This window comes from Halobellus litoreus (genome assembly GCF_024464595.1).
Classification (GTDB): domain Archaea; phylum Halobacteriota; class Halobacteria; order Halobacteriales; family Haloferacaceae; genus Haloquadratum; species Haloquadratum litoreum.
This window is the reverse complement of sequence record NZ_JANHAW010000005.1, coordinates 91,766-116,538: the sequence shown is the minus strand read 5'-3', so window position 1 is coordinate 116,538 and position 24,773 is coordinate 91,766. Positions and strand designations below refer to the sequence as shown.

General features: G+C 57.0%; 16 protein-coding genes and 1 pseudogene. 6 read left to right on the top strand and 11 right to left on the bottom strand.

Translation table 11 applies throughout. From position 1 onward, the window contains the following. The first annotated feature begins 1 nt into the window (after position 1). The 3 genes and pseudogenes from NO360_RS18445 to NO360_RS18440 all read left to right on the top strand — a co-directional run bounded on the left by NO360_RS18445 (position 2) and on the right by NO360_RS18440 (position 2,235). The gene (locus NO360_RS18445) at positions 2 to 967 is read left to right on the top strand and encodes a hypothetical protein (RefSeq protein ID WP_256309290.1); all 966 of its coding nucleotides are present in this window, start codon (positions 2 to 4) and stop codon (positions 965 to 967) included. A gap of 403 nt (positions 968 to 1,370) precedes the next feature. Further along, positions 1,371 to 1,745: pseudogene (locus NO360_RS19195) on the top strand (DUF7837 family putative zinc-binding protein). A 67-nt stretch (positions 1,746 to 1,812) separates the two neighbouring features. After that, positions 1,813 to 2,235: a TRAM domain-containing protein gene (locus tag NO360_RS18440; RefSeq protein ID WP_112077703.1), complete on the top strand. Its 423-nt coding sequence runs from the start codon at positions 1,813 to 1,815 to the stop codon at positions 2,233 to 2,235. Positions 2,236 to 2,456: 221 nt separating this feature from the next. Here the strand turns inward: NO360_RS18440 and NO360_RS18435 are convergent, their stop codons facing one another. The 4 genes from NO360_RS18435 to NO360_RS18420 all read right to left on the bottom strand — a co-directional run bounded on the left by NO360_RS18435 (position 2,457) and on the right by NO360_RS18420 (position 6,551). Further along, positions 2,457 to 3,233 (bottom strand): DNA-binding protein, encoded by a 777-nt coding sequence (locus tag NO360_RS18435; protein WP_256309289.1) that lies wholly within the window; start codon positions 3,231 to 3,233, stop codon positions 2,457 to 2,459. Positions 3,234 to 3,303: 70 nt separating this feature from the next. Beyond that, on the bottom strand, positions 3,304 to 4,254 hold the full coding sequence (locus tag NO360_RS18430; RefSeq protein ID WP_123124667.1) for a replication factor A: 951 nt from the start codon (positions 4,252 to 4,254) through the stop codon (positions 3,304 to 3,306). A 196-nt stretch (positions 4,255 to 4,450) separates the two neighbouring features. Then, the gene (locus NO360_RS18425; RefSeq protein WP_114450771.1) at positions 4,451 to 4,753 is read right to left on the bottom strand and encodes a hypothetical protein; all 303 of its coding nucleotides are present in this window, start codon (positions 4,751 to 4,753) and stop codon (positions 4,451 to 4,453) included. 55 nt (positions 4,754 to 4,808) lie between these two features. Continuing rightward, a complete protein-coding gene (locus NO360_RS18420) occupies positions 4,809 to 6,551 on the bottom strand; it encodes a hypothetical protein (RefSeq protein ID WP_256309288.1) in 1,743 nt (580 codons plus the stop codon). Between the two features lie 608 nt (positions 6,552 to 7,159). Here NO360_RS18420 and NO360_RS18415 point away from each other — a divergent pair. Then, entirely contained in the window at positions 7,160 to 8,956 is a 1,797-nt protein-coding gene (locus NO360_RS18415; RefSeq protein ID WP_256309287.1) for a hypothetical protein, read from the top strand. Positions 8,957 to 9,492: 536 nt separating this feature from the next. Further along, on the top strand, positions 9,493 to 9,951 hold the full coding sequence (locus NO360_RS18410) for a DUF555 domain-containing protein (RefSeq protein ID WP_256309286.1): 459 nt from the start codon (positions 9,493 to 9,495) through the stop codon (positions 9,949 to 9,951). A 167-nt stretch (positions 9,952 to 10,118) separates the two neighbouring features. Here the strand turns inward: NO360_RS18410 and NO360_RS18405 are convergent, their stop codons facing one another. The 7 genes from NO360_RS18405 to NO360_RS18375 form a co-directional block, all read right to left on the bottom strand. Further along, the gene (locus tag NO360_RS18405) at positions 10,119 to 11,516 is read right to left on the bottom strand and encodes a Cdc6/Cdc18 family protein (protein ID WP_123124665.1); all 1,398 of its coding nucleotides are present in this window, start codon (positions 11,514 to 11,516) and stop codon (positions 10,119 to 10,121) included. A gap of 1,118 nt (positions 11,517 to 12,634) precedes the next feature. After that, positions 12,635 to 13,315, bottom strand: coding sequence for a hypothetical protein (locus NO360_RS18400; RefSeq protein ID WP_256309285.1), 681 nt, complete (start codon positions 13,313 to 13,315; stop codon positions 12,635 to 12,637). Between the two features lie 946 nt (positions 13,316 to 14,261). Further along, positions 14,262 to 15,803, bottom strand: coding sequence for a hypothetical protein (locus NO360_RS18395; RefSeq protein WP_256309284.1), 1,542 nt, complete (start codon positions 15,801 to 15,803; stop codon positions 14,262 to 14,264). A gap of 448 nt (positions 15,804 to 16,251) precedes the next feature. After that, positions 16,252 to 16,584 (bottom strand): hypothetical protein, encoded by a 333-nt coding sequence (locus tag NO360_RS18390; protein ID WP_256309283.1) that lies wholly within the window; start codon positions 16,582 to 16,584, stop codon positions 16,252 to 16,254. 113 nt (positions 16,585 to 16,697) lie between these two features. Beyond that, entirely contained in the window at positions 16,698 to 18,833 is a 2,136-nt protein-coding gene (locus NO360_RS18385; RefSeq protein ID WP_256309282.1) for a phage NrS-1 polymerase family protein, read from the bottom strand. Between the two features lie 603 nt (positions 18,834 to 19,436). Next, the gene (locus NO360_RS18380; RefSeq protein WP_256309281.1) at positions 19,437 to 23,711 is read right to left on the bottom strand and encodes a hypothetical protein; all 4,275 of its coding nucleotides are present in this window, start codon (positions 23,709 to 23,711) and stop codon (positions 19,437 to 19,439) included. A gap of 250 nt (positions 23,712 to 23,961) precedes the next feature. Next, on the bottom strand, positions 23,962 to 24,498 hold the full coding sequence (locus NO360_RS18375) for a hypothetical protein (RefSeq protein ID WP_120083793.1): 537 nt from the start codon (positions 24,496 to 24,498) through the stop codon (positions 23,962 to 23,964). Between the two features lie 11 nt (positions 24,499 to 24,509). On the opposite strand from NO360_RS18375, the gene NO360_RS18370 reads away from it, so the two are divergent. Next, positions 24,510 to 24,764 carry a hypothetical protein gene (locus NO360_RS18370; protein WP_112077717.1) on the top strand — a complete coding sequence of 85 codons (255 nt, stop codon included), beginning with the start codon at positions 24,510 to 24,512 and terminating at the stop codon, positions 24,762 to 24,764. The last annotated feature ends 9 nt before the right edge of the window (positions 24,765 to 24,773 follow it).

The following is a 24,773-nucleotide window of genomic DNA, read 5'->3' as shown; positions in this document are numbered from 1 at the left end:
CGTGCGCGGATTCGAGAATCCCGAGGATGTCTGGGTCGTGCTTGTCGTGGAAGGCATCGAGGACATCCCACTGCCACTGGAAGTGACCAGGATCGCCGAATTGGTTGACGCCGAGGCCCTGCGTACGGGCGAAGTGTTCGAGGTCGATACAACGGATAGAAGAGACATCACCACCCTCACCAGGCGGAACGTTGGCGGCTTCGGGAAGCGGGGTCTCGATCCAAGCGTCGAAACACGCGTCGTTCGAGGACGTGACTACGACACCGTCGGTCGCCCCAGCGAAGAGTTCGGTGGTGATTCGACCGAGATTCTGGTACACACCAGCGGGAATTGCGAGGAGGTTGCGATCGTGGTCGATGGTAGCGTCAGTGCGGATCTCCCGGGGGTGACCTCGGACGAGCCACTGCTCGTCGTCGTTGAGCCAAGCGCCTCGCCTGAGGCGTTCGATGGCGGCGTCAAGGTGGTCGTGCGTGCGGTACTGGAGGTAGCCGGAGATTCGCGCGTAGAAGCTCATGCTGGATGGGGGATAGGAGATGGAGGCGAGTTGCGGCGAGCGTCGTGGCGAAAGATTCGAGCCGACTGCTCATCCCAACTGGATATGGTCAATTTTTCCATCGGGATCGACGCGGTACTGGTAGCCGACGTGGGGGAATCGACATTTCTCGTAGCCGACGGTCTGGATGACAAAGGGCTCGGTGAGGAACGGCGAGAGTTCGCGAAGGAAGTCCTCGGTGTGCTCACCGGCGTAGTCCCAAAGGAGTTCCTCGGTTTCGTCGTTGATGACGACCTCGCGTTCGTCTTCATCGAGATTGTCGTCGAGGCCCTCGAGGACGGCCTCGCGAACGGTCGGCCGATGCGTCGGGGAGAACGAGGCATATCCGTAGAGCGTGAGGTGCGGCGGGTCTGCCTCGCCGGTATCGGGATCGCGTTCGGGAACCGCAATCTTCACCATGATGTCGTCGAATGAGCCCGTGCCGATGAGCCATTCGTCGAGAAACTAGCGGAGTTCATCGACCTGAGTGGGGTCGATAGTCGGTGCGTTCGAGGCGGTGCTGAGCTGGAGTGTAGCCATTTCGTGTTGAACCCTCCACCATTTCAGGGGAGCACAAACGGGGGGGTCAATAGTTCTGTCACAGTACCCTTAGCCGTCACTAATTTTTTGACTATCGGCTTGCCTCGCGTCGATATCGAACCGATCTATCCACCGCGCGACGATGGTCGCACCGCAGCCGCGGTGTTCACCGATTGCCTCTCCGGAGAGAGATTTCTCCCAGTGTAGTTCGTACAGGAGATTCGGATTGCGTCACGGGGCCTCAGAGTAGTCGTGAGACCGGGGTTCGATTCTATGCCGTCTCAACCAGGAGAGTGCCGTGTTCTGCGCACAGCTCATCCGCTTTTCGGCGACTTGTTCGACAGAGAGGGAGTTCTCGGCGCAGAGTTCGCATAAATACTGCTCATCACCGGAGATCGGGTTGCGAGTGATTTTTTGCGACTACGCTCGTCTCAGGTACGATTCCACACAAAGCTTACACCGAAACATAACTCTACAGCCAGTTGGAGGGGAATTGTCACACGCTCCCTTCCTTCTCCTGATAACCTACGATACTCCGAAACACGGGCAATGTCCGGAGTGTGGTGAGAACATTTCTGCTGCACACGTCTTGGTTGAATATGAGTAAAACAACGGAACGACTGGTATCTGGGCAGAGTGTCCCATCTGCGACGATGTCGTGAGTCCCGAGTGAATTCTGAGCAACGACACGACAGCAGAGTCAAGTGTTCTGCACTATTACGCTGCCAGGAGGCCGACTAATGAAGATTTCTGAAGAACTCCAATGTCTGTTTTCAGCTTCGATTGAGGAACAGGACGGGTCGTACGTGATCGACGTTCCAGAGCGCGAGCTACAACTGGGTGATCTACAGCAAGGAGAAACATATCGCGTCGCACTCGTGTCTTCCCCGACACAGAGCGAGCCAGAACAGAGCGAACAGGCTGAAACGGGATCACAGTCCCAGCGTGAGCCACAGGAACCACCAGTTGAGGAAAGTGAGACTCGAGAAGTCGAGATTGAGGACATCGGCGAACAGGGTGATGGCATCACTCGGGTCGAACGTGGTTTCGTCGTGATCGTCCCGGATACGAAAGAGAGTGAGCGAGTCAAAATTGAGATTACCGATGTACGGCAAAACGTCGCTTTCGCCGAGGTCGTCGAACGGTTGAGTTACTACGAGTAATTCCTCGATTTTCGGTGCGAGAAGAGGACGAACAGACACTCGCAGTTATTGTAAGAATAGGTTGTCCGTAGAGTCAAACTGCACTTACAGCTCAGGGAAGGTGGATTTCGGCGGGGAGGAACGAACGACGGAGTGGGGCGGGGTGAAAGCCCTCCCGAGAGAGTTGTGCGACCACGTTAGAAAGTGTGGCCGGGAGTGAACGGAGGTGTTCCTACTTGGGCTTACTCCTCGAACCTGGCGTTTGCGACGGCAGCGGCGATTTCTGCCTCCTCAACCGTCGCTTCCTTGGTGACGCCGTCTTCATCTATGCTGACGTCGTCGTTCTGGTTCTCGGTCGTGGTCTCACTATTGGATCTGTCCGACCGGTGGTCCATGTCAATTCCGAGGTCCTCGCGAGCGTCGTTGACGGCCTCCCGATAGTTATCGAGGTCGAGACTGTCGCCGTACTGCTCGCGGCTCATCGCGGCGAACTCGCTGTCACTATCGGGGAAGGCGTCGAGTCGGGCTTCGGTACATTCGATGGTCTCGGAAACCCACTGATCACGGGTTTCATTATCGACGCGGGTGGTGGTCTCGGGCCGGAGCGAGACGTACGTCTCGCCATCGCTCTCGAACGCGGATGGCTTCGCGGTCACAGCGACGTACGCCGGGGGTTCGAGGCTGGAGAGGAGCGCAGCGGCCTGGGGCTGGTACTGCCCGGCGTAGACTAACATAGTGCCCGTAGGGTCGACCACGCGAGCCTGCAAGTATTCGTCCTCGTTCCCGACGTCGTTGACTTCGGTTATCGTGCCGACGAGGAAGTATCGGTTGGCGACCTCGCCCGACGGAAGCAGCGCGAAGTTCGGGGCTCGTTCCTCATCAGACTGTTTGAAGACGTGGGTAGCGTCGTTGATTTCGGCGGCGAAGGCACGCTTCGCTACCTGGCGACCTTGCCGGCCGGCATTGCTGTTCTCGGTGTCGGTGCTGTTGGATGTCGCTTCTGGGTTGGATTTGCTCATAAAGTGTTTAGTGACGGTTGTGGAGTCGAAAGTCAGGCTACTCGGGTCGCGTTCTGGTTCGGATTCGAGGTTACCCGTGCTGTTCAGCCTCGTTCACGAGCAGATATCGACCGACAATAGAGCCTTCTACACGGTAGTACCGGCCCACGAGCGCGTCGATGAGGGCGTCCTCGACAACGCTGGTATCGAGAGCGTCCATCGCCTGCTCGATGGCCTCATTGAGCGTGATACCCGCGATGGCCTCAGTCGCTTCGCGGTCGAAGATTGCGTACTGGACGGTCTCACCGTCGTCGAAGACCGCTTTGATGCGAAGGTCGAATTCCCCTTCAACGTCGCCGTGTTCTGCACACCGACCATTCTGGAGGACGCGCGTGCAGTCCCCGTCGGGACACCGCTTGATGAGTCCCGACCCGGACTGGATTGCAACCATCGGGACAGAGAGTTGGACATCTTCGATATCGGCTCTAACGTCGATGTCGCCGTCGACAGGTTCGATGTTCGAGCGCGAGTTGAGGTTGATGCTGTATCGCCCCTGGTACTCGCTGGTGATGACGTTCGAAAGCTTGTAGACGCTACCCTCCTCAAGGGTTGGGAGTTCGGCCTTCGTCCACTTGGTGAACTTGAGGCGACCGCTCTCGTCGCCGATGAGCCCGACCTGGTCGATGCTGTCGTGGGTGGGGTCCCAGAGTTCGACGATTTTTACGGTCACGTCCACCCACTGCTCGTGCTGGTTGATTGAGGCGAGGGTGACGTCGCCGGCGCTCTGGCCAGGGAACTCGAGGTCATCGTATTCGAGGCCGAACACGTCGCGATAGTGGCTGACCGCGGCGCGGCGGGCCTCGTCAAGAGGAACCTTGTACTGGTTGGTCATCTTCTCGAGACGGCTCGCGACTTCCTCTACGCTGGGGAGGTCGCCATCAAGGTCGTCTGGGAACTGTTCGAGGATGCCGGTTGCAGCCTCCGAGAGGTCTGTGTCGGAGACAGTTACGGCTAGTTCTGCGGATTTTGTGTTGCTTGACATTTTCTGGAAGTGGCGCGATTGCTGTCGCTGGCTGGAATGGTTCGACTGGGTGAACGAGACTAGATAGAAGATGAGATTCGAGTGGGAGTGCCCAGAGGACGGCTGCTGGAGCAGCACCCAGGATGTTTGCTCCTCCTCCGATTCCCCTCACCCCCTTGGGGGAGCCAAAACACAGGTATTGGTGGCCGATCGCGACTCACCGGACTTCATCGAGGTTGATGGTTTCCTCGGCACTGATCCAGCCGCCGACGTTCCCGCGCTCTATGAACGCCCAGGTGCCGTCGATGAGCCTGACGAACCGCATCGTTCTTGGAAGGGGACCGGGTCCCGACGGGTACGGGTTGAACTCGTTCTTGTCGTCGGTGACGGGCCGGCTGGGATCTTCGCCGTCGACGATGTCAAGATGGAAGTCGACATCGTCGTCGCCGGTGAGTTCCTCGTTCGTGAGTGGTTGACTGTGACTGTTCGTCGGACCGTGGTCGGAGTTGTTGGTTGACATCGTTCTATTGGAATAGTGAGACTGGATGCACGGAGTGAAGTGCTGCTTCTGTCGACTAGCTGTCTTCGCGCCATCTCTGGCCGCAATTCACACAGGAGAGGAGTCTCGTCGGTGGTTCGTCGATGGACCGGAGTTGAACGAGGCGATATTGCGCTCGATCGTGATCACACTCTGGACACCGGCACGTGGTCGTTGGAAGTCCAAGACCCGGCTTGTCGTCGCTCGCCACGGTAGTCTCCGAGGTGTCGGGGGTTGCAACGCCAGTGAGTACGCTCTCGTTCGTGTCGTCCGCTGTCTCCGTCTCTACCTCTCCCTCCTTGTCGTCATCAAGGGCGGTTCCGAAAAGGTCGAGGTCACGGATAAGCGCCCAGAGACGACGCTTACCCTGGGGAACGGGAGTAACGGGAACAGGCGTGGATTCGGGACGGCCCGTCGAGACGACCTCCCGGATGGCCGCGCCGATCTCGTCCCCTTTGGCGTCGACGTCGACGATTAGGGAGACCACGTTCGCTTGTTCGCGCCACCAAGTTGGGAGTGGTATCTTGCTATCGTCCTCGTCGAATATCTCGGTGGCTTTGAGCCATTCGAGGGCGTCCAGCTTCTCGCCCTTCTCTTGGTCGAGTCTGTCGACGGGAGCATGCACGGGACGGGAGACTTCTTCGACGCCGGGAGCGCCCAAGGGGGGAATCGTACACGCGCTGTGCACTTGGAAGGGCTGTTCGATGCCCTGTTCGCGGTGACGCTTGGCGTATTTCTCCCAGTCTACGTTCGGGATGTCGCCTCTGGGAGCGGGTCCGTCGCCACGCTCGAGAACTTCGATATGCGTCTCGGAGTCAGCGGCGAGAGTGGCCTGTCCCTGGTACTTCCCGACTTTCCCGGCACGAATCCGAACGAGATCGCCTTCGTGGAGGATGACACCCTGTTGAGAGCGTGTCCACACGGTGAATTTGATGGTATCGCCGGCGTCGTCTTTGATGAGGCCGACCTGCTGTTGGCTCCCTGATTTGGGTTGCCAGAGGGTCGTGACTTCGCCCTGGATGTCAGCCTCGACGTTGTACTTCGAGGGGATAATCGGCACGGACGAGATAGGTTGGATGACGCTCGCCTCCTGATAGAGCTGGTCCAACGTGTTGGACTGAGCGGTGAAGACGTCCTGACCGCTCCGGACTTTGCGTGCGAGCAGGTGTCGGAGTACTTCGTCACCGGGGCTGGTGATAAGGTGGTCTTCGATTCGAGCAGCGGCCTCGCGGACAGCTTCAGCCTCGTTATCGTCGATATTTTCGAATGCGTTGTTGCGGATGATTCCCTCCCCGAGGACGCGCTCGTTGCGCTTGGACTGGCGTTCCTCGCGCTCTTCGACGAGCTCCTTACGGCATCGTGTCTCGCGGTCGATGCCGACCACGTGGGCGGCCAAGGCCTTCTCGCGCTGGCGTTTGCGTTCCTCACGGAGTCCGTGTAGGCGTTCCTGGGCTTCGAGTGGGAGTCCAGTGAGGTCCTCGTCGGCGAGGTCGATAGGATCGACGTCGCGACCTTCGGTAGTGCGAAGGCTCGCACCGATCCAGTATGCGTCGAGTTCGTAGTTTCCATTTCCTTCGATTTCGAGGCCGAACTCGTCGTATTCGGGCTCACGACGGGCAGCCATCATGAGCTCGCCAGCGTTCTCGAGGCGGATGCCGAGGCAGTCGCTTTCGAGGTGCGGTGACTCGTAGAGGCCGCGCATGGTGAGTTCGTCGAACCGGTCGTCCTGTTCGACGTCGCCGTTCGTGAGCTGGTCGTCTCCGTTGTGGTAGTACGTCATCTGGTAGTCACTCCATCTGGGTGAGGTCTGAGGCGATCTGAACCGACAGCGGCGCTGCTGTCGACCCTCTCTCACTCCCTCAGCCCCATTTGGGGTCCAAAACTGAGCGCAAGCTAGCCAATCGCGTCTTTAGGAACGTGTCACGTCTTCAGGTGTCCCCCGGTCAGTTCCCGCCCGCATTCGCTGGGGGTAGTCGATGAGCGTGTTCGGGCGGGATTATGAGGGGTAACGTCCGAGGACAGGCTACTGTGCTATGGACTGGGTGGTCGGTAGCCGATACGATTATATCTATATCCTGAGTAGCTAATAGTGAGCCTTGAACGGCTCATCATAACAATGTGGGAAAGGCGATTCTCGTCTTTCCACTTCCACACTTCTTGAGCGATTGCGACGTTCTATAACGGTCTGTGAGGACGAATTGAGAGGCTATGGGCGACGATGAGTGTTGCTGGCGCGAGCGATCTAGTCGGAGGCTCTGTTAGAAGGGAGCGGTATTTCGGGGGTTTTCATCAGAAAACCGCATTACTGCGCGGTGATAGGCGCGATACAGTTATAGACGGTTCGAGCGTCTATGCGAATGGAAAGCACGGTCGCTTTCCCACATTGTTATGAGTGGAAACACCGACAGTGTCCACCTCTCTGAGGCTGGTCACGAGAAGAACGGTAGAACCGAAATCGAATATGAGAATCCGACCCACATTGCCCGTCGCTACGATGGGTGGTTCGACGATCTCCGCTCCCTCGATTGCGAGGAACGCCGTCGCTTGGACGGTAACGTGGAGTCGCCGACTATCCGCTGGCACGCTGGCCTCGATGAGTCCGAGCGTCGCCTCGATGCGGACGGCGTGGAGTCGCAAGGCGCAATCTCTGAATTCACGTCTGGCTCCGAACACGAGTTCGAGAGCGAGAGTTCCGATGATTACTACGGCTGGTACAACGACCAACCGATGGTCCCATCCCGTAGTGATGAGCGGAGGGCTGAGATGAACGCGAGAGGCCGTCCGGCTGATGCGATCACTGAACCCGACGCTCTCTCGACTGGCGAGTACATCTACATGGGCCACGACCGCCTGACCGACCCAACTGGCGATCAGTTGACGGGCACAGCGTCTGGTCTTGAAGAGTACATCCCCACGAGTTCGTCTACTGCCCCCGTACAGTTGGGACAGAAGCTCGAATCTGTCGAAACCCTCGACCTAGACACTCAACGGCTTCGTGAGCTGAAGATCATCCCCAACGATGAACAGACGCCTCGCGAATCAGAAGGTGTCACGACGTCCGAATTAGAAGTGCTGCTTCCCTATGGCGAAGTTGCCTCCCTTCGGAGCGTCGTGCCGAACCCCGAGGACTACTCTCGGTCGTCGATAACCGGAATCGAATTCCGCCTAGCGTTGGATGAAGAGCTCAAGCGGAGCTCTCATGGTATCGACGAAAACGGTCACATGACAGGTGTGGCTGCTCTCTTGAATCAACACACAGACATCCTTGCTCGTTTCCGCACGGAACACGATCGCACGCTTCCTGAGCGACGGGATCGAAACCGGCGGAGCTTCGAACAACGGTTCAAACAGCAGATCTACGACCGAGCTGCTCCGTTGCGCGAGCTGGGTAAGGAAGATCCCGATCTTCGTGAAGAAATTCTTGCCGAGACACGCAGACTGCTTGACGGGAATGCACTGCACGAAATTCGGAAACCACCGGTCACTGTCGCTTCCCAACTTGCACGCCGTGTGCAGGCTGGGACGGACATCACGACCGCGTTCCTTTCGGTTGTCGAAGAGGAGCAGACCGACCCGAGAAACGTCATCAGGATCAACGCGATTTTGAAGGCGAATCTCGCGTCCTCGAAAGGCTATGTCACGACACAGGGCGTCGTGAAGAAAATCTACTATCCACCAGTTCCTAGCCTGAAGTTTGCTATGATTCTAAAGGATGGTAACCGCCGCGAGGATGAGGTCCGCGTTTCCGTCTGGGAGTCCAGCGAATACGAAGAGACTGCGTCAACGGCTGACCCCGATGATGTCGATGGCGAAGTCCTAATCTCGAAGAAGACCCTCATCGAACCGAACGAGGGCGACACTGTGCGTCTGGTGGATTTCAAGCTTCCACGCCAGAGATCCAAGCAGACGTACCAAGGTCAACCGAAGCTCGATTCACGATGGGCATCTGAAATCGAGATTGTCGAACGCGCTCCTGTCAAGTCATCCGATCAGACGTCGACGACTGCCAGACCGCAATATGTTGGTCGTTCGTCGAGTCCGTCTGACGATGGTGAACCAGTTCCCCGGAGTGAGGCTGCGAATTTCGACGGTGAAGTCTGTGTCTCCTGGCCCGAGCCAGTGATGATTGCTGACTTTATCGCCGATGAGCTCACCCGCATTGCCCAGACTGGTGATACTGCATGAGTACACGCGTAGTGCGTACTCCTCGGTATGGATTCGATGACGGAATACCGTCTCCGTACTGTCACCCCGAAATGTAACGAACCCTAACAACCACCCGAGTTCCCCCGACGAACTCAGAAAACTAATCCTTCCTTTTCACAGACCACAGAGCGAGCGGTCTTGATATCGATCGCGATCTCGCAGTCATCCATGTTTAGGATATCGAGACGATATCGAAAGAAGTGGAATGTGGGGGATGTGACGGATGTGACGGATGTGAGGCTACAGTAAATGTGAACGGCAAATCATCTTATAACGTGACAGCGTTGGGTGCGGTACGGTTGCGAACCGGGATGTTTAGTCATCCCGGCCGCTGACGCGACCGGTCGAAACACCCTCCAACAACACGGAATTGGCTCGGCTCGGCCCTCGTTGTGTCATTGACGTGGGCGGATCGAGCGGATTCTCCCTCCACCGATGACACCGAGACCTCCATCGACAGCGAATAGGAGACGGCGATACACAGTTGATGCCCGCGTAACTGGTCGGCGATCGCGATGACGAGCTGGCGCAGCGACGACGAGATGAGTATCGATGAGCAGTGGTACGAAATTCAGTTGTCGGTCCCGTGGGTCGTCGCCGGCGCGAAGAGCGTCCAAGACGCAATCAACATCGCAGTTGCGGAAGTCGGTACGCGAACGAAGTCAACAGAAGCCCGGTCGTCGGAGATCCTCGTCCAAGATGTCGTCTGTCCCTCCTGTGGGTATGAAATGGAGGCGGCGCTCTGTACGACGGATTTTGCGCTGGTCGTACTGACTGTTATCGTCGAGATGTTGGCAGAGTCTCACGAGGAGAGCGAGCGTGTCGCGAAGCGCGAGTTGGGCGTCCGCATGAAGGACATCCCGCTCACGGTGTTGGAGACGCGACCGGTTGACGAAGCGGATGAAAAGCCAGAAATGAACTTCGCGGATCTTGGTCGCGACGTCCAATCCAGAAACGAAACAAAGCAAACGTGAGTTTAAGCGGGGTCAAACCGAAGGATTAGCATAAAATATTCCCGAGAAGAACATTATGCGTGAATAATACATTCTATATGGTTTTTACTGTAAATAGATCCTACCGGTTCATCATACTTCCAGAGGACTACACTAAATTCTTTTATCACAACCTCAAAGCGGTCTAATCAGGCGAACCGTTTCAGCGAGGATTTAGAGATTTCTCTAAATCGAGTATCCTCCATTACAATATCAAGGATAGTCTCAGGATTGTGGAGTAGCCGATGAGAGTTATGGCGGCCGCCGCCTTTTCCCATATTTACCTCTTTAGTTTCAATTACCTGACTGAGTTGCATCTCATCGAGGATATCCCGGAACCGCCGTATCCCGATCGTGTCCATATCTATTGCGTTAGTGATCTGCTGGTACGCATCATATAGTTCACCTGTGATAACATAATCGTCGCGCGAGTAGAGCGACTTGGCAGAGATTGAGAGGCATGCGGCTTTCATTTGAGTTGGGGTTCCCTGGAGGAAGTCGCGGAATCGATCCTTTTCAAGTGTGTCCTGAGCGCTTCGCACATGATCTTCTCCAACAACGTCTGATCCCTCGCGATCAGCAAGCTCTCCCGCTGTCCTGAATAATCGCATTGCCTTTCGCGCATCTCCGTGTTCCTGTGCTGAGAAAGCCGCAACAAGAGGAATAACGTCATCGGTTAGGACTCCATCACGGAAGGCGTCATCACGGCCTCGAAGAATTTCTTGAATTTGATTTGCGTTGTATGGGTCGAAATTGAGTTCTTGGGTCTGGAAGGCACTCTTCGTGCGTGGGTTTAGCTCGTCGAAGAAATTGATTTGATTGCTTATTGCGATAATTCCAATTTGACACGACGTATCATTCGATTCGACAGCCTTCGCGAGACTCATCAAAACGTGGTCGCTCTTGAGAAGGTCGACTTCGTCGAGAATGATGATAGCCGAATCATAGTGATCGAGAATCTGCCAGAGGCGTTTGTAGAACTTGTCTTTCGGTAGCCCGGTATCGGGCATTTTCACGATGTCTTCATCCTCGTCATAGATATCCTCGTCGTTCAGCTGTTGCCCGATTGTCGAGATGACTTGAACTTCAGTTGAGGATTTCGAACAGTCTAGATACGTATGACCTATTCGGATATCCTCAACAGATGCATTGACAGCGCGACGAGTGACGTATCGGGAGACAAGAGATTTTCCCGTTCCTGTTTTCCCGGTAATTGAGATATGATTTGGGGCACCACCATAGACAGCGTCGTTCAGACAGCTGCTGATAGTGGAAATATAATCGTCACGTCCGACAATTCGATCGCCATCAGGTACCCAACCGACACGGACCATCTCCTTATTTTGGAAAATTCCCTTCCGTTGAGAAAAGAGCGGGTCGTCAACTTTGAATTGTGTACCGTCCCCGTCGCTTGATGGCGGTTTTCCATTCTCGTCTGGACTCCCCTTCGGTTCCGATGTTTGGACGCGAGATCGGTCGTCTTGACCGTCTGAAGACGCAGATTCCAAATCTCGACTTTCATCGGAAGTCGAGGTCCCGTTTGACATAGAGGCATCGACGAAACCTGATTACTTAAATGTATTCCCACCTCGACTTCCGACGTAAATCTACCACCGAAGAGAATATAGTGGAAGGACTACCTCGGCCTCCGAACAACCACAGACCCCCAACACACACACCCCTTCGGTTCCGTCGTTACCGATGAACGTGTACCCCTCACAGGAAGCATAGGTACGATCACGGTCCAGAGGATAGAACGCGCCTCTACGGCGTTTCTCTGCGTTTCAATCTGTTACCGAATTTCGTCTCGAACAAATCAGTCGCTCCGCTTCTGCATATCTAGTACTTTGTCCTGCGGAATTGTTTTAGCTGTATTGGCATAAAGCTATGGGTAAACTAACTCAAATTTTACATATTTTTATCGTGAGATAGGATACGGATCACCTCTAATATTTTCAGTCTAGTTACCTGCTTTCGTGGCCGCTAACGTCGGAACCGGTGGGGTGTGTCTGATCATCCTATCCTCGATCTGGGCGGTCACCAATTCATCTAACGCCGGAACCGAAGGGGTGTGGGTCAACCATCGTGGGCTGGTAGAGTCTCCCGAGTATAACTCTCGTCTCTAACTTTCATATTCCATTTGTGGGATGCCGAATTATTCACTCTCAACGAGAGTTCTGAGGTAGTCTCCACCTGTCTTTTCATCTTATTTGTTCCGCTCTAATACTAAGAGAGTAGATTCACATGCTAACGTCGGAAATGGTGCGGTATCTCATCTTGATCTCTGGTGAGCTAATACGATCTATCCTTCATTTACGACGGAAGTCTTGGGGTGTCCCTTTGTGTTAACGTCGGAACCCGTGGGGGGCCGACCATCTCTCCTTACGACGGAACCGGAGGGGTGTCCCCTCTCTGAATTTTCTCTCCCCACGTTGGATCGTGGTATGTCCGATGTTCCGATTCACCTGTTCGTATGGAAGAGCGAGCCCCCGTATGAGATATCACCTGCACTCCCCTGTCAGGCCAAGCACTACTCAACATTGGGGTCCTGAACGGCATAGCCAAAAATAAAGTTGCATATTATTCTATCGCCAAGACGGGAAACTCTGAGCTCTCCCACTGCTGTTGGAGGACACAAACAAAGCGGTGTAGTAGCACTTCACTATTACTCTCGGAATTCTTCATCGAGGAGGTTGCGCTCGGCGGGGTCGCCGTCGTACCTGAACGAGACGAGTTCGTGGAAGTCTTGATTCGTCCGATCCTCAAGGTACACGCTGTAGTCCGTGTCCGCGTCGGGTTCGTCATCTTCGCCGTAGCCGAGGATGAGATACTCGGTCTCCGTCTCGTCGACGACGAAGTGAGCCCGCTCGACAAACCACTTATTCTCGACTCTGTACCAGCCCTCGTCCTTATTGATGTGGAAGATGCGTCCGTACTCTGGGTTCCCACCGTTTTTCGAGACTCTGATGGGATACATCGTCGGAACGACGTACTCGTCGGAACTCTTCCAGTCATCGATATCGACGGCCAGATCGAAGGTAAGGTCGACAAGCCAGACAGGGCCGTGATATTCGGTGTGATCCTTGTATTCGTTAATGATCCGGTAGAAATGGTACGGGTCGGAAACCGAGGCGGTGAGCGGGAAGACAGGCTCATCCGAGTCAGGCGTCGGGGTCGAACTCTCCCCACCATCATTCGTCCCGCCACTAGCGCTAGAGCTGGAGCAGCCGGCGATCGCGGTGATTGCTCCAGCACCGGCGAGCGCACCGCCCTCCTGGAGGAATGATCGGCGACCGAGAGTACTGTTCGAGTGCTGTGCGTCCGTGGAGGTATTGTTGGAGTTCATGATTGGAATGAACGAAATCGACCGAGAACAGCGGTTACACCGCCTCTTCGATCTCCATCACTCCTCTTCAGGGCCCACTACTCACACGATGCCGAGGAAGGAGCTTGGTGGGTGTTCATAGTCAGAACTAGCAGTGAAATGCAAGCATAACTCTTCGCGAACCACATTCAATGTAGCCGCCACATTTCACGATGTGTAGCGGGTTGCTCTGACCGCAATTGGTGACGTTAACGGTATCTCCAGATGAGATGAAGTCGTACGAAAGGCTCAAATCCTACGTTACTGTCCGAACGTAGATGCCGTTTGGTGTTGCGTAGGACAAGAACGGAGCGCCGGAACTGGCATCCGTCTGAAAACTGCTGGCGGATGGTCGAATGGTACAGAAAGTGACGATGCGAGAGCCAGGTGCGTCGTCAGACGTGGCATTGGCAATACTGGCCGACCTCCAAGGACCACGCTCTCAAGCGTATGGTCGGGTCGGCTGTGACTCTCGACGGGGACTCTGCGATGAGTTCGGTGGCGTTGCCAGATTGCTTTCTAGTGTTGCTATGAGTGGACACGGGCAGGACTCGTGCCAAGACTCCGGGAACGGAACCGATGGAAACAGAGTCGAACGGTCGGTGAGGGCTAGCGATTGATCGTCGTGAGGCCCGCGATCTTCGACGAAGGCAGTGATAAGCCGACCTCATCGATGGGGCGAGCACTAATAGATGGTCGAATCGCCCCTCACCTCCTTCAGGGGGCAAAAACTGGAGAAAAGAAGCGCCAGAGGGAACCAGAAATGGGTAGAAGCTAGTCAAGGGTCAAGAGCCGATGCAACCGCATACCGCTTGAGACCAGCGAACCGCCGTCGTACCGGGGGCACTCGGCAGATTTTCGATGCACAGTGACGGCGTGCCGGAGGGCGACGTTCACCCTAGCCGGACGGGAATATCCCGCGCCGCCCTTACTGGGCGGGAGCTGGCTCCGACTCGATGTCGCTGCCGGCAGGAGCGAGGTCCTCGGCTGCCGCCTGGACTGCCGCTTCGATGGCCGAGATATCACTGTTGTAGACGCTGAGAACGGCGTCCGCTGCATCCGATTCTCCGCTCTCGAGCGCGCCTAGTCGCGCCCGGGTCGCGTTAATGGTTTCAGCCATCCACGAGTCGCGAATCTCCCCGCCCACCGTCGAGATGTGCTCGGGCTGGATGGAGACGTTCACGCCGGCGTCCGTCTCGTACTGGTGGACCTTGCCGACCACTGCGACGAACGACGGGGTCTCGGCCGAGCGGAGCACAGCCATCGGCTCCTGCTGGTACTGCCCCGCGTAGATGTTCACAACTTCACCACCTGCCATGACGCGCCCCTTCCAGAACTCGGAGTCATCGCCGACATCCGAGGTTTCGATGAGAGCACCGACCACGAGCACGCGGTTGACCGCCTCACCCGAGGGGAGTAGCGTGAACTTTGGCGCACGATCGTCGCCCTCGTCCTCTGGACGGGTGAACGAGTGGGTCGCCATGTTCAGCTCTTCAGCGAACACGCGCTTGGCAGGTTGGCGCTGCGTGGCGGCGTCTGCGAGGGCTGCGTTACTGAGGCCGGCATTCTCTCCCGAGTAGGAGATCTCCTCGACCTCGTCGACGAGGAAGTACTCGCCGATGACCGGGCCCCGGATATCATACGTCCTGCCGATGAGCAACTCACGGAGCTCCGTTTCGACGACGCTGGGATCGAGGGCCTCAGAAGCCATCTCCATGGCGTCATCGAGACTCACTTCGGAGACTGCCTCAGTCATCTCAGCGTTGAACAGCGTGCGGACAGCACGGTTGCCATCGTCGAGGATGGCCTTCAGGCGAAGATCGAACACGCCATCGACGTCACCGTGTTCGGAGCAGCGACCGTTCTGGAGGACGCGCGTGCAGTCCTCGCTGGGGCAGCGCTTGATGAGGCCCGAACCCTCATCGAGGCCGACGAGCGTCCCAGTGGCGCGAATCGACCCGTCCGTGGGTTCGACGGCCTCCTCGGACTCCGTGACGCTGCTCGCCTTGTTGAGCGAGATGGAGTACTTGCCCTCGTACTCGTTCGTGACCGCCGAGGTGATGTCGTAGGTGACGCCTTCCTCGAGTGTCGGGAGCGAGTCAGTGTTCTTCGCCCAGACAACGAACTTCATTTGGGCCGTTTCGTCGGCGATGAGGCCGACCTGCCGCATGGAATCGGAGTGCGGCTCCCAGAGGTCGACGATCTGCGCCCGGACGTCCACCCATTCCTCGTCACCGAGGTTCGAGATATCCTCGAGAGCTATCCGGTCGAAGCCCCGGGAACTGCTGTTACCGGTGCCGACGAAGCCGGCAACCGCCTTGACCCCGTCCGAGAGGTCGTTGGATTCGAGGTCGTAGTCGTTGATGACGTTACGAACTGTCGTCTCGACCGCCGTCTCGATCGGAACGGAGAACTCCTGCATGGCCGCAATTCGCTCTTCAATGCTCGACACGGGGATCTCCACGCCCATCTCGCCGAACTCGCCGCTGATGTCTTCCGCGCGCTGTGCTACGTCTGTGGTAATGTTTGCACACATGTTTGTCACTCTCTGAGGGGATTTCTGAGAAACGGCTTCGGGACTGGGCACTCGACCGTCGCGCCCCACCCCACCCGCTCTCCCTCACCCCCTTTGGGGGCTAATACTCACGGGAGACGCAAGCAGGATAACCGGAAAGCGACGATTGGGACATCCCGACCGCCGCCGTATGGACTGATTCACTCCGAGGTTGAACCCCGGATCTCGGCGAGAATGAACGCAGTCACCGCTGCGCCCCTCTCTGACTTCCCTCACCCCTCTTTGGGGACCAAAACTCACGCTGCGAGGAGCTGGGGAAACCGAGAGAACAGAGGCACTTTGCCCGTCCGAGCCGTCTAGTCGGAAAGCAGTACGTACAGAATCGCGTTCACATCCTCGACGACTAGAAGGTGTAGTCGTCGCGATCGCGAGCTTCGGCACACGCCTCGCAGAGGATGTCGAATGGCGGCCACCCGGTCAGTCCGTCGGCATCTTCGAGGAGCGTGGTCGGGACCAGGCCCGACATCCCACACCCACCGTCACACGACGCCCAGGAATGGCTGACCGCGGCGAACGTCTCGCCATGTGGGTCATGGTGGGGCTTCCTGAACTCGGGGCCATCGCCGGTCTTGAACTGAACGCTCACGGGTTCTCGCGGCTCAATTTTGGCTTCGGTCGCTGATCTGCTGAAATCGCTGTCGATACGCCGCTCATCGGGGTTGATGTTGTCGTACATCTCACTTCCCTCACCCCCATTTGGGGTCCAATACTCACGCTGCGAGGAGCGGGGGTACACACGGAACGAACGGCGCGATCAGCCCGCCGGCCGAACAGTTCGGAACAGCGCCGTTACCTGAAGAGACGCGAGAGGAAGCCCTGTTTCTTGCGTCGTTCGCGTTCTTCGGCCTTGATACGTTCGTTCGCCTCTTCGTACTCTTGGAGGACGGCGTCGATTCCTGTGAGTGTCTCTTTTGCCGTCTTTGCGTCTTCGCGCCGAATCTTCGGACGCATAATCTGCTTGACTCGCTTCACGGGGTCGTCTGGGAGCTCGGCAGCGTCTCTCGAGAGCTCCCCGAGGTGCTTGAGTTGCGTACGATACTGAGCGCGTTCCTCCATCAGCTCATCCATCGTTTCGAGGTAGACCCTGAGGACAAACCGGAGGCGTTCGTTCTCCTCGCCCTGCTCGCTGAGTTCGGCGAGTTCCCTTGATTGCCGGTCGAGTTTCCGAGCGAGAATTCGCTGGTCTTCACGAGCGAGACGCATTGCCTGGTCGGTCGCGGAGTAGCCCCGGATCTCACCGATGGTCCAATCCGCTGGGTACTTCTCGTCATCATTGAGCGTCGGGTCGGTGCGTTCCCATCCCGGCCCGGCGTCGCGAGCGGACGCTTCCATCATTCGCTGGGTGCTCTCGTCGAGGTCGGAATCGGTGTCCACCCCACGCGGGTCAGCGGGTTCGCGACCATCCGTCGTCGGCGGCGCGGCCCCTGGCCCGGCCGTTCTCTGCCCTGAGACAGGACTATCATCAGCACTTGTCCCAGCTGTCGTGGAACCTTTGGGTGTGGTCGTCGACGAAGCGGCGTCATGACTATGGGCCCGGGCGTGGCTGTTCCCCTGTTCCGGTTCCTGCCTAGTTGCGTAGGCGTCAGCGACTGCTGCCGGGTCGCCATCTTCGTCGGGGTTGACGGGAATGAACTCTTCGTCGTCCTCGAGGTTAGGATGGACATCGGTATTGACGGCGGGGGATCCCCCGTTCGCCCCTTCGCTGTGCAGTGGGTTTGTCTCGTCCGTAGCGGCGTTGACAGTCTCGGACGGCTCGGAATCGGAGCCAATCTTGAAATCCATCGGCGGGAGATCGTGGTCGTCCGCCCCCGAGGATGACGATGAATCCGAGCCGTTGGAATCGGCCTTCGAGAACTTCACACCATCTTTGCTCGGGACTTCGTAGTAATCGTCCACCCGGAGGAGTGCACGGGCGAGCGTGACATCGCCGTAGGTTGCGCCACTCGCGTAGTGACGTCGCTCCCACTTATCGCGGTGCAGGCCGGATTCCTCGAACAGTGCGTTCATCCGTTTGGGGTCTTTCGCCGTCCAGAACGCGAGGTTGTGAGCGAGCGCCATATCTGCCTCGGACTGGCTTGGATAATCGGCGTCATGGGACCCCCACATCGAGGCGTCGCCTTCGTAGAGACGCTGCCTGCGGTCACCTCCCTGAGAGTCGAACATCCGCGTGAGTATCTCTTGATCTGATAGGTCCACACCGGGTCCCGCGAGGTCGGCGAACGTACTCGGACACTTGGAGGGAAGGTACTTCGTCGCGACCCGCTCGAGGGCCTCCTTGATTGCGGGGTCGTGGATGCTCTTGAAGGCGTCTCCATAACGCTCAATGAGCGAACTCGCACTCTGCTGCGCCCGGGCCTCGATGCCGCGGCGACCATCCGCGTCACCTCTGCTTTCTGAATCTTCAACTTCTGTCCCTCTGGTGAGAGTCGTCTGTCCACCTGGTCTCACGCCATCCTCGATGAACTCGCGGTGAACGGTCTCTATCTCATCCTGACGCTTCCGGATTTCTGTGGGGGTTCCCTCGACGTGAGCACCAGTCGTAGCGAAGTACCGTCCGGAGTCATACATCTCAATAGGGCCCTTCCGGTTTCCGCCGGGCGGAAGTTTCCCACTTGCGAGGATATGCACACCAGTCCCGGAAGCGGAAACCTCCGTATATGAGTCGACCTTGTCGATGATTGTTTGCGTCCATTCCTTGATTTCACCAGTATCAGAATCACGACAGTTATCGAGGTCGATACCGACGATGGTGACGTCGTCACTGAAGACGAACCCCAGACCATCGGCGTTCACGCGAGAGTCGTTGAGTGAATCCCAGGCGGTGTCGAAGTCTCGGCGATGTTCGGGGTTGGTAACGTCGGCATTAATGTCACCACTCGTCCGATATGGTTTAGTCGGAATCTTGGTAGATTTTCCGTCACGCATACCTTCACGCCAGCAAATCCAATTCCTGATAGTGCGGATTTTGTCCGGGATCCCGTCTTTAGCTACGTCTACTTTTGGCATGGATATTACCTATTGTCAGTCCGCCTCGTCGCCTCGTTTCGTCGGGCGAGACAAACCGATTTCGTCGATTTTCCCCGACTCAGGGCGAAAACCAACAGACAGCACACGAATTGTGAGCGAATGATCTCCCTCCCGTATCCAATACTATGTAAAATCACTCCGGAGGTGTCGAATGGAGCGATCTGGTTGGTTGATAGCCTGTCTAAAACGCTTTGCGCACGTGCGCTAAGTGCTGACGCTGAAGGAGTGTTAGAAAAGGCGGATTCTGACGATAGAGCTCCCATACTGCTGATGCGCGTCACACGCGAATTTTGCGCGAAGTTGCGAGCACTCGAAACCCCCGCAAACCCGGTGATTTCGCTTTGAACCTCAAAATGCCGTTTTAGAGCCTCTAAAACGCCTTGAACGCGCGCACTAAGTGCTGACGCTGAAGGGGCGTTAGAAAAGGCGGATTTGCGGGGTACAGCGTCCGTACTGCTCGTGCGCGTCGTGCGCGGACTTTGTGCGAATGCGTGGATGTGACTAGTCGAGATCATCGAGGAGATTTGGAGCGCCGACGAACGTCCACTTACCATCTTCACCCCAGATGGCTTCGGTGAGCTTCTCGTAGGTCCGCTTACTTCTCTTGGGGGGCAGTTCGTCGATCCGGCCAGCATTTGCGAGGGCTCGAGTGATATCCCATGCGACTGATAGATTGGGCACAATCCAGATTTTCATCTCGACGTCGAACCTGTTGAAGTCGTCATAGTGCTTGACCATCAGCGAGGGATGGACGTTTGAGATGACCTCTCCAATAATGACGGGATCTTTGCCATCGTAGCCGACCACGTCTGGCTTCACATCAGTCCCGTGAAGTGGCGTATATTTTTTAACAAAATAGTGATTGTTCGGGTCACGGGCGAGTGTGCGAGCGAACGCCTCTACCATCACCTTGTGGTAGGTCTTCTCGTTCACATCGCCCTGATCTTCGCCGGTAGCGACCTTCGCTCCACACGCTCGCTGGCCGTCGCGAGTCACAGTGTAGTAGACCCGCAGATTTTCGGTCCGCTTCTCGAGGTAGCCGAGTTCGATGAGCTTCTCTTCGTCTACCTCATCAAACTGATTCTTTATCCTCTCCATCGAGTTCACAACGTCGTAGGCAGGGTGGTTGCCGTTGACTGTGGTGACAATCGCGGTCAGGAAATGGCGTTCTTCAACTGTCAGACTCTTATCTATACCTTCTCGAGTCTCTCTATCCTTTTTGTCGGCACTCTCAGTGGCGTTCTCGTTGGGGGCATCAGACGCACTCTGATCGTCTGTATTGTCGGCACTTGTTCCCCTCTCCTCGTCGGTGTCTGCATCGTCGGTTTTGGACGGATCCTCGGAGCTAGGGTCAACTCCACCGTAGAGAAAGCCGTCAACTCGATCTCCCAGATTACTGTCTCCTTCATCAGCTGATCGTGGAACCCCGCCATCGGTCTCGTTGTCATCGTTCGTCTCTCGCGGCGGGCGGCGTGAACCGAGATCGTCTGTGAGGTCGTCTGCGGGAACTCGACTAGCTCCTGATTCGGCCTGTTCGCCGTGCTCGTTCGATCGGGGTTGTCCCTCTGTGCTGGGGGTGTTTGGACTCCCCGTGCCGAGTTGCGTCTGAGGGTTGGACCCAGTCTTCTTGCCTTCGCCGTTTGCGTCTCGGTTCTCGCCGGACACGCCAATCTCGAAGTCACGATTCTGGCTATTTTCACTACCGTTGATGCCGCGTCTGTGTTCGGCTGAGAGCTGCTCGTCGGAAGCGTCGGTGTTGCTTCCGGGTAGCAGGCAGTGGTCACGCCGCGTTGTACGGGTAATTTCTGCGTTGATGTCGCTGAAGACATGACCCTGCGTCGACACGGTCTTGTTGATCACGGGGTTGTCAGAATCGCTGTGACCGTCGGGGATATCGACGGGGAGCATCGTCACGATTTCGGGGATATCGGTCATGAACCCGGTGTCAGGGAGTTGAGCGACCCATTCTCCACGCGGGAGCGACGTGATCCGGTCGACGAGTTCCTCGTCCTCGATGCCTTCGTGGAACAGCGTCATCACGAGCTCGTCGTCGACGGCGAGTTTCCCGATGAGTTTCGTATTGATGTTCCGCAGAATTTCCTTGTACGAGGAGACGTCGAGGGCATCGGCCTTGACCTGCTCTGCGAAGTGGACGATGACTTCGAGGGAGAGACCGAATTCACGCCCGTCAGGAATCATGTCGTCGCGTACCAGTTCGGACTGGAGCATCGCCGCAGCTTCGTCGATGATGAGGTTGATAACGTATCCATCCTCGACCGGCGGGGTGTTCCTGAGTCGATGACGGAGACGAGCGCCCGACCAGATGTAGTCGAGCAGCATGAAGGTAAACAGATTGCTCGAGGCGGGCCGGAGGTCACCCGTATCGACGAGGACGACCTTCTTCGAGGCGAGGACGTCCTGGATGTCGAACATCGGCGATTGGTTGGCGTAGCAGCCCTTCTCGCCGTTCCACTCGGGAACGAAATTGAGGACACGCCAGACAAAGCTCCGCTCAGCGAGCTTCGTGATGCGGTTCATCACAGCATCGATCGACGTTTGGAACCGCTGCTCGTCGGCGTGGAGATGCCGCGTGAGAGCGAGGCGAAGCGTCCGGTCGCTCACTTCGGGGAGTTGCCCCTGCTGCATCTCGTAGGCAACCTGGAACAGGTCTTGGATGGGCCATGCGTCCCGGCCGTACACGGGGTCGAACATCGCCTTGATGAGGTTGTTGAGGATCTCTTGGGCGACGAACGCCTGCTGGGTCATTTCTCGGCCCAGCACGTACACGAGGAGTTCGTTGTAGCGGTCAACTTTCTCTTGGACGGCGACCGTGCGTGAGACGCCGGCAGCGAGTTGCGGTCGAATGTCGAAGTACGGGAAAGCAAGCACCTCGTCGTTCGGCCCCGGGACGGGGACGTGGAGGACGTCATCGAGGTTGCCGAATTGCTTGAAGTGTGCTTTCTTGTACTCGTCGGCCATCGTCCCACCTTTCCGGTCGAAGACGAAGATGGGGCCGTCGAACGATTGATAGGCCGACAGCGCATCGTTGACCATTGCGGTTGTCTTCCCGCCGCCCGTCGTCGCTGCGCGGAGAATGTGGTGCGTCAGCTGCTCTGCACTGAGACGGATGGGAATGTCTCGCCGGTTGTCGACGGCGGTCTCGGCGTATCCAATGTGCATTCCGTAATCGTACTGCGAGAGCAGGTCTTCATCTGTTGCCGTGAGTGGCGATCGAGCGTCGGGTGACCCGCCCGATGACCCACGCGAGGCTCGCGGGAGGGCGTCCGTGTGCGGGACGACGACGAAGTTCGCGAGTTCGTCGGGAGAGGCACAGATGAGTGGGTCACCTTTACTGAAGCGCCCGGTAAAACCGCTGATGCTGGCCTGACGGGCGTGGCACAGGCGGGCGAACTCTTTATTGTTGAACCCGAGGAGTTCCCCCTCGATGCCATAATATGGCCCCGAGAGCGACGTGAACGCGTTTGAGATACTCTGGACAGTCTGTTCGTCGCAAGCAGCTCGGAGTGTGAGGTCGAACGTTGTGGTGGGTTGTTTGCGGTCGATCTGTTCCATCCGCGACCCCGTGATCTTGTCATCATCGCCGGCGCTGACGGACCCTCCGACCTGCTCGGAGATGTCTCCACGGTGGATGTTTCGGCGTTCCTGGTCGGATGTTCCAAACATCTGCCGGGCAAACTCGTTTTTAAACGCGGAGAGCGTCCCGTGGTTGCCCATTTTGAGGTTCCGCTTGTGGGTTTCAGCCTCACTAGTCCAGTTAGAGCGTGGCCTGAAGGTGGCCTGGAAGATGAACGGATCGTCGGTGTGGACGGCCTGCTCAAGGAGCACACTGAGCGGCGAGCGATACTGGTCGTCGCTGTCGATAGCCAAATCGCTGAACGGCCGAAGCAGCGTCATCCAGTCGTCTTTTTTTGAGGCAATGCCTTTCCACCGGACGAGCGAGGGACGCTTCTCTTCACGGACTTCCTCGGGACGGAGCGGAACGCCTTCCCTGACGAGCTGTTCTTCAGCCTGCTCGGAAGAAAGATCATGCCCGCTTCCAATACTATGATCCACAAAAACCTCGGGGTCCTCGAAGCCAGCGAGGTTCTCGAGGTCGATAATGTCGTCGAGCGAGGCGATACGTCGCCCGCCAACGCGGGCGTTCCCGTCTTCTGAGTCAAACGCCGCGACGGGGTTGAACGGGACGATCTCGAACTCGAAGGACTCGGGATACATCGCGGCGACGTTTGCGGCGAGCGTCTTGAACGCAGTCGCCTCGTAGGGCGTCACGGAGATATAGAAGTCGAATCGCTTCGTGTTCCGCGGCTTGTGGATGATAAACTCAAAGGTCTTCTTGTAGTCCTTGATGCCGAGGCTGGCTTTGAGATTGAACCGCGAAGTGCTCGTCACGCCCGCCCGGTACAAGCCAAAAAGCCCCGCGATGACGTTCCCGGGTGTGACCTGCTCACGGGCGGGTGAGATGTGGATATATGGCCGGGCTTCGATCGGATCATTGAGTTTCTTTCCCGGCCCAGTCGTGCCCTTGACCTCGTAGGGAGTGAGTTGCTCCTCACGCTCTTCGTTCTCCTGATCGACCTCGTTCTCGGTCGGAGGGACGCGGTCAAAGTTGGTCGGTTCTTCCTGATTCTGAGTGGGGTGGTCCCGTCCCGATTCGGTCGAGTCTTCTCCGCGCGTTGACGACAAAGAGTTGATGCGATCGTGGAGGGTGTCCTGTTCATGATCGTCCCGATTGGGGTCCGTGGATGGGGGAGTCATTGGCCCACCATCTTCTTGCGAGTAGACACACCCCTCCGCCGACACTGTACAACGGTCGAGTGCGTCCCAACCCATCGGGCGATTCGGTTAGATAGGCACACTATTGGACTGTTTGTTGTCATTTTGGATTGTGTTGTGTCGTTTGATTCAGCCGCTACTGGATTGTGACCTAATTCTCCCCACAATTGGAAATTCGGACACGAGCGGCGAGCGGGGAAGGCGTCCGTACCGTCTAGCCCGTCTAGACGGTTTACGGGGTGGCGATCCACTCCAAGACAGCCACGAAGATCGTGACGCCGAAGTAGAAAATCGTCATGCTCATTCCACCAATCATGAGCCACATCCCGTTCTCAGCGCGGTCGGAGTTTTTCCGGGCAGTGAACCACACGATCGCGCCAAAGGCGAGAGCCACGAGGCCAGCGTACTTCAGAACGAGCAGGACGGTGTCGTATAGATTGGTCATGATACCCTCGAAATCGGCTGGGGGCCCACTCTGCGCGGCGACTGGATCCACGAAAACGACTAGGACGAGGATTCCCAAGACGAGGGATGTGCTGTGCTTTCTCAGGAGTTTCTTTGTTCGGAGGGTGCTCATGTTACCCACCGGGAAGAGGTGAGAATCTATTATAAAGAAGAGTAGACTACATCTAATGTGGCAGATGTAGAACGGCGGTTTCAGGGTGTCAACGGGCGGGATTACGGGGGTTTTCACCGGAACAGTTATGTGGTTACCAATAGCACACCTAATTGTTGGACTTGGAACACCCTCCAGTGCCTCCTTGTCCATAGGTGATTGCAGTGCCAACAAACAGCTCCAAGCCCACCTCGAGTGATAACACCGACCGCGACCCCGAGACGACGATCAACATCTGCCTCCACCGGGATACGCATACGCGGTTGACCGCCTACAAGAACGACAACCCCCTGATAGAGAAGTCGTACGACGAAGCGATCAACGAAATCCTTGAAAAAATCGACTTCCCACAGGCTGAAATGATCGAGAACAAGTACCTTCCGTCAATGTCCGACGCACATCCTAGCGACTCAGACTGAGACGAACGA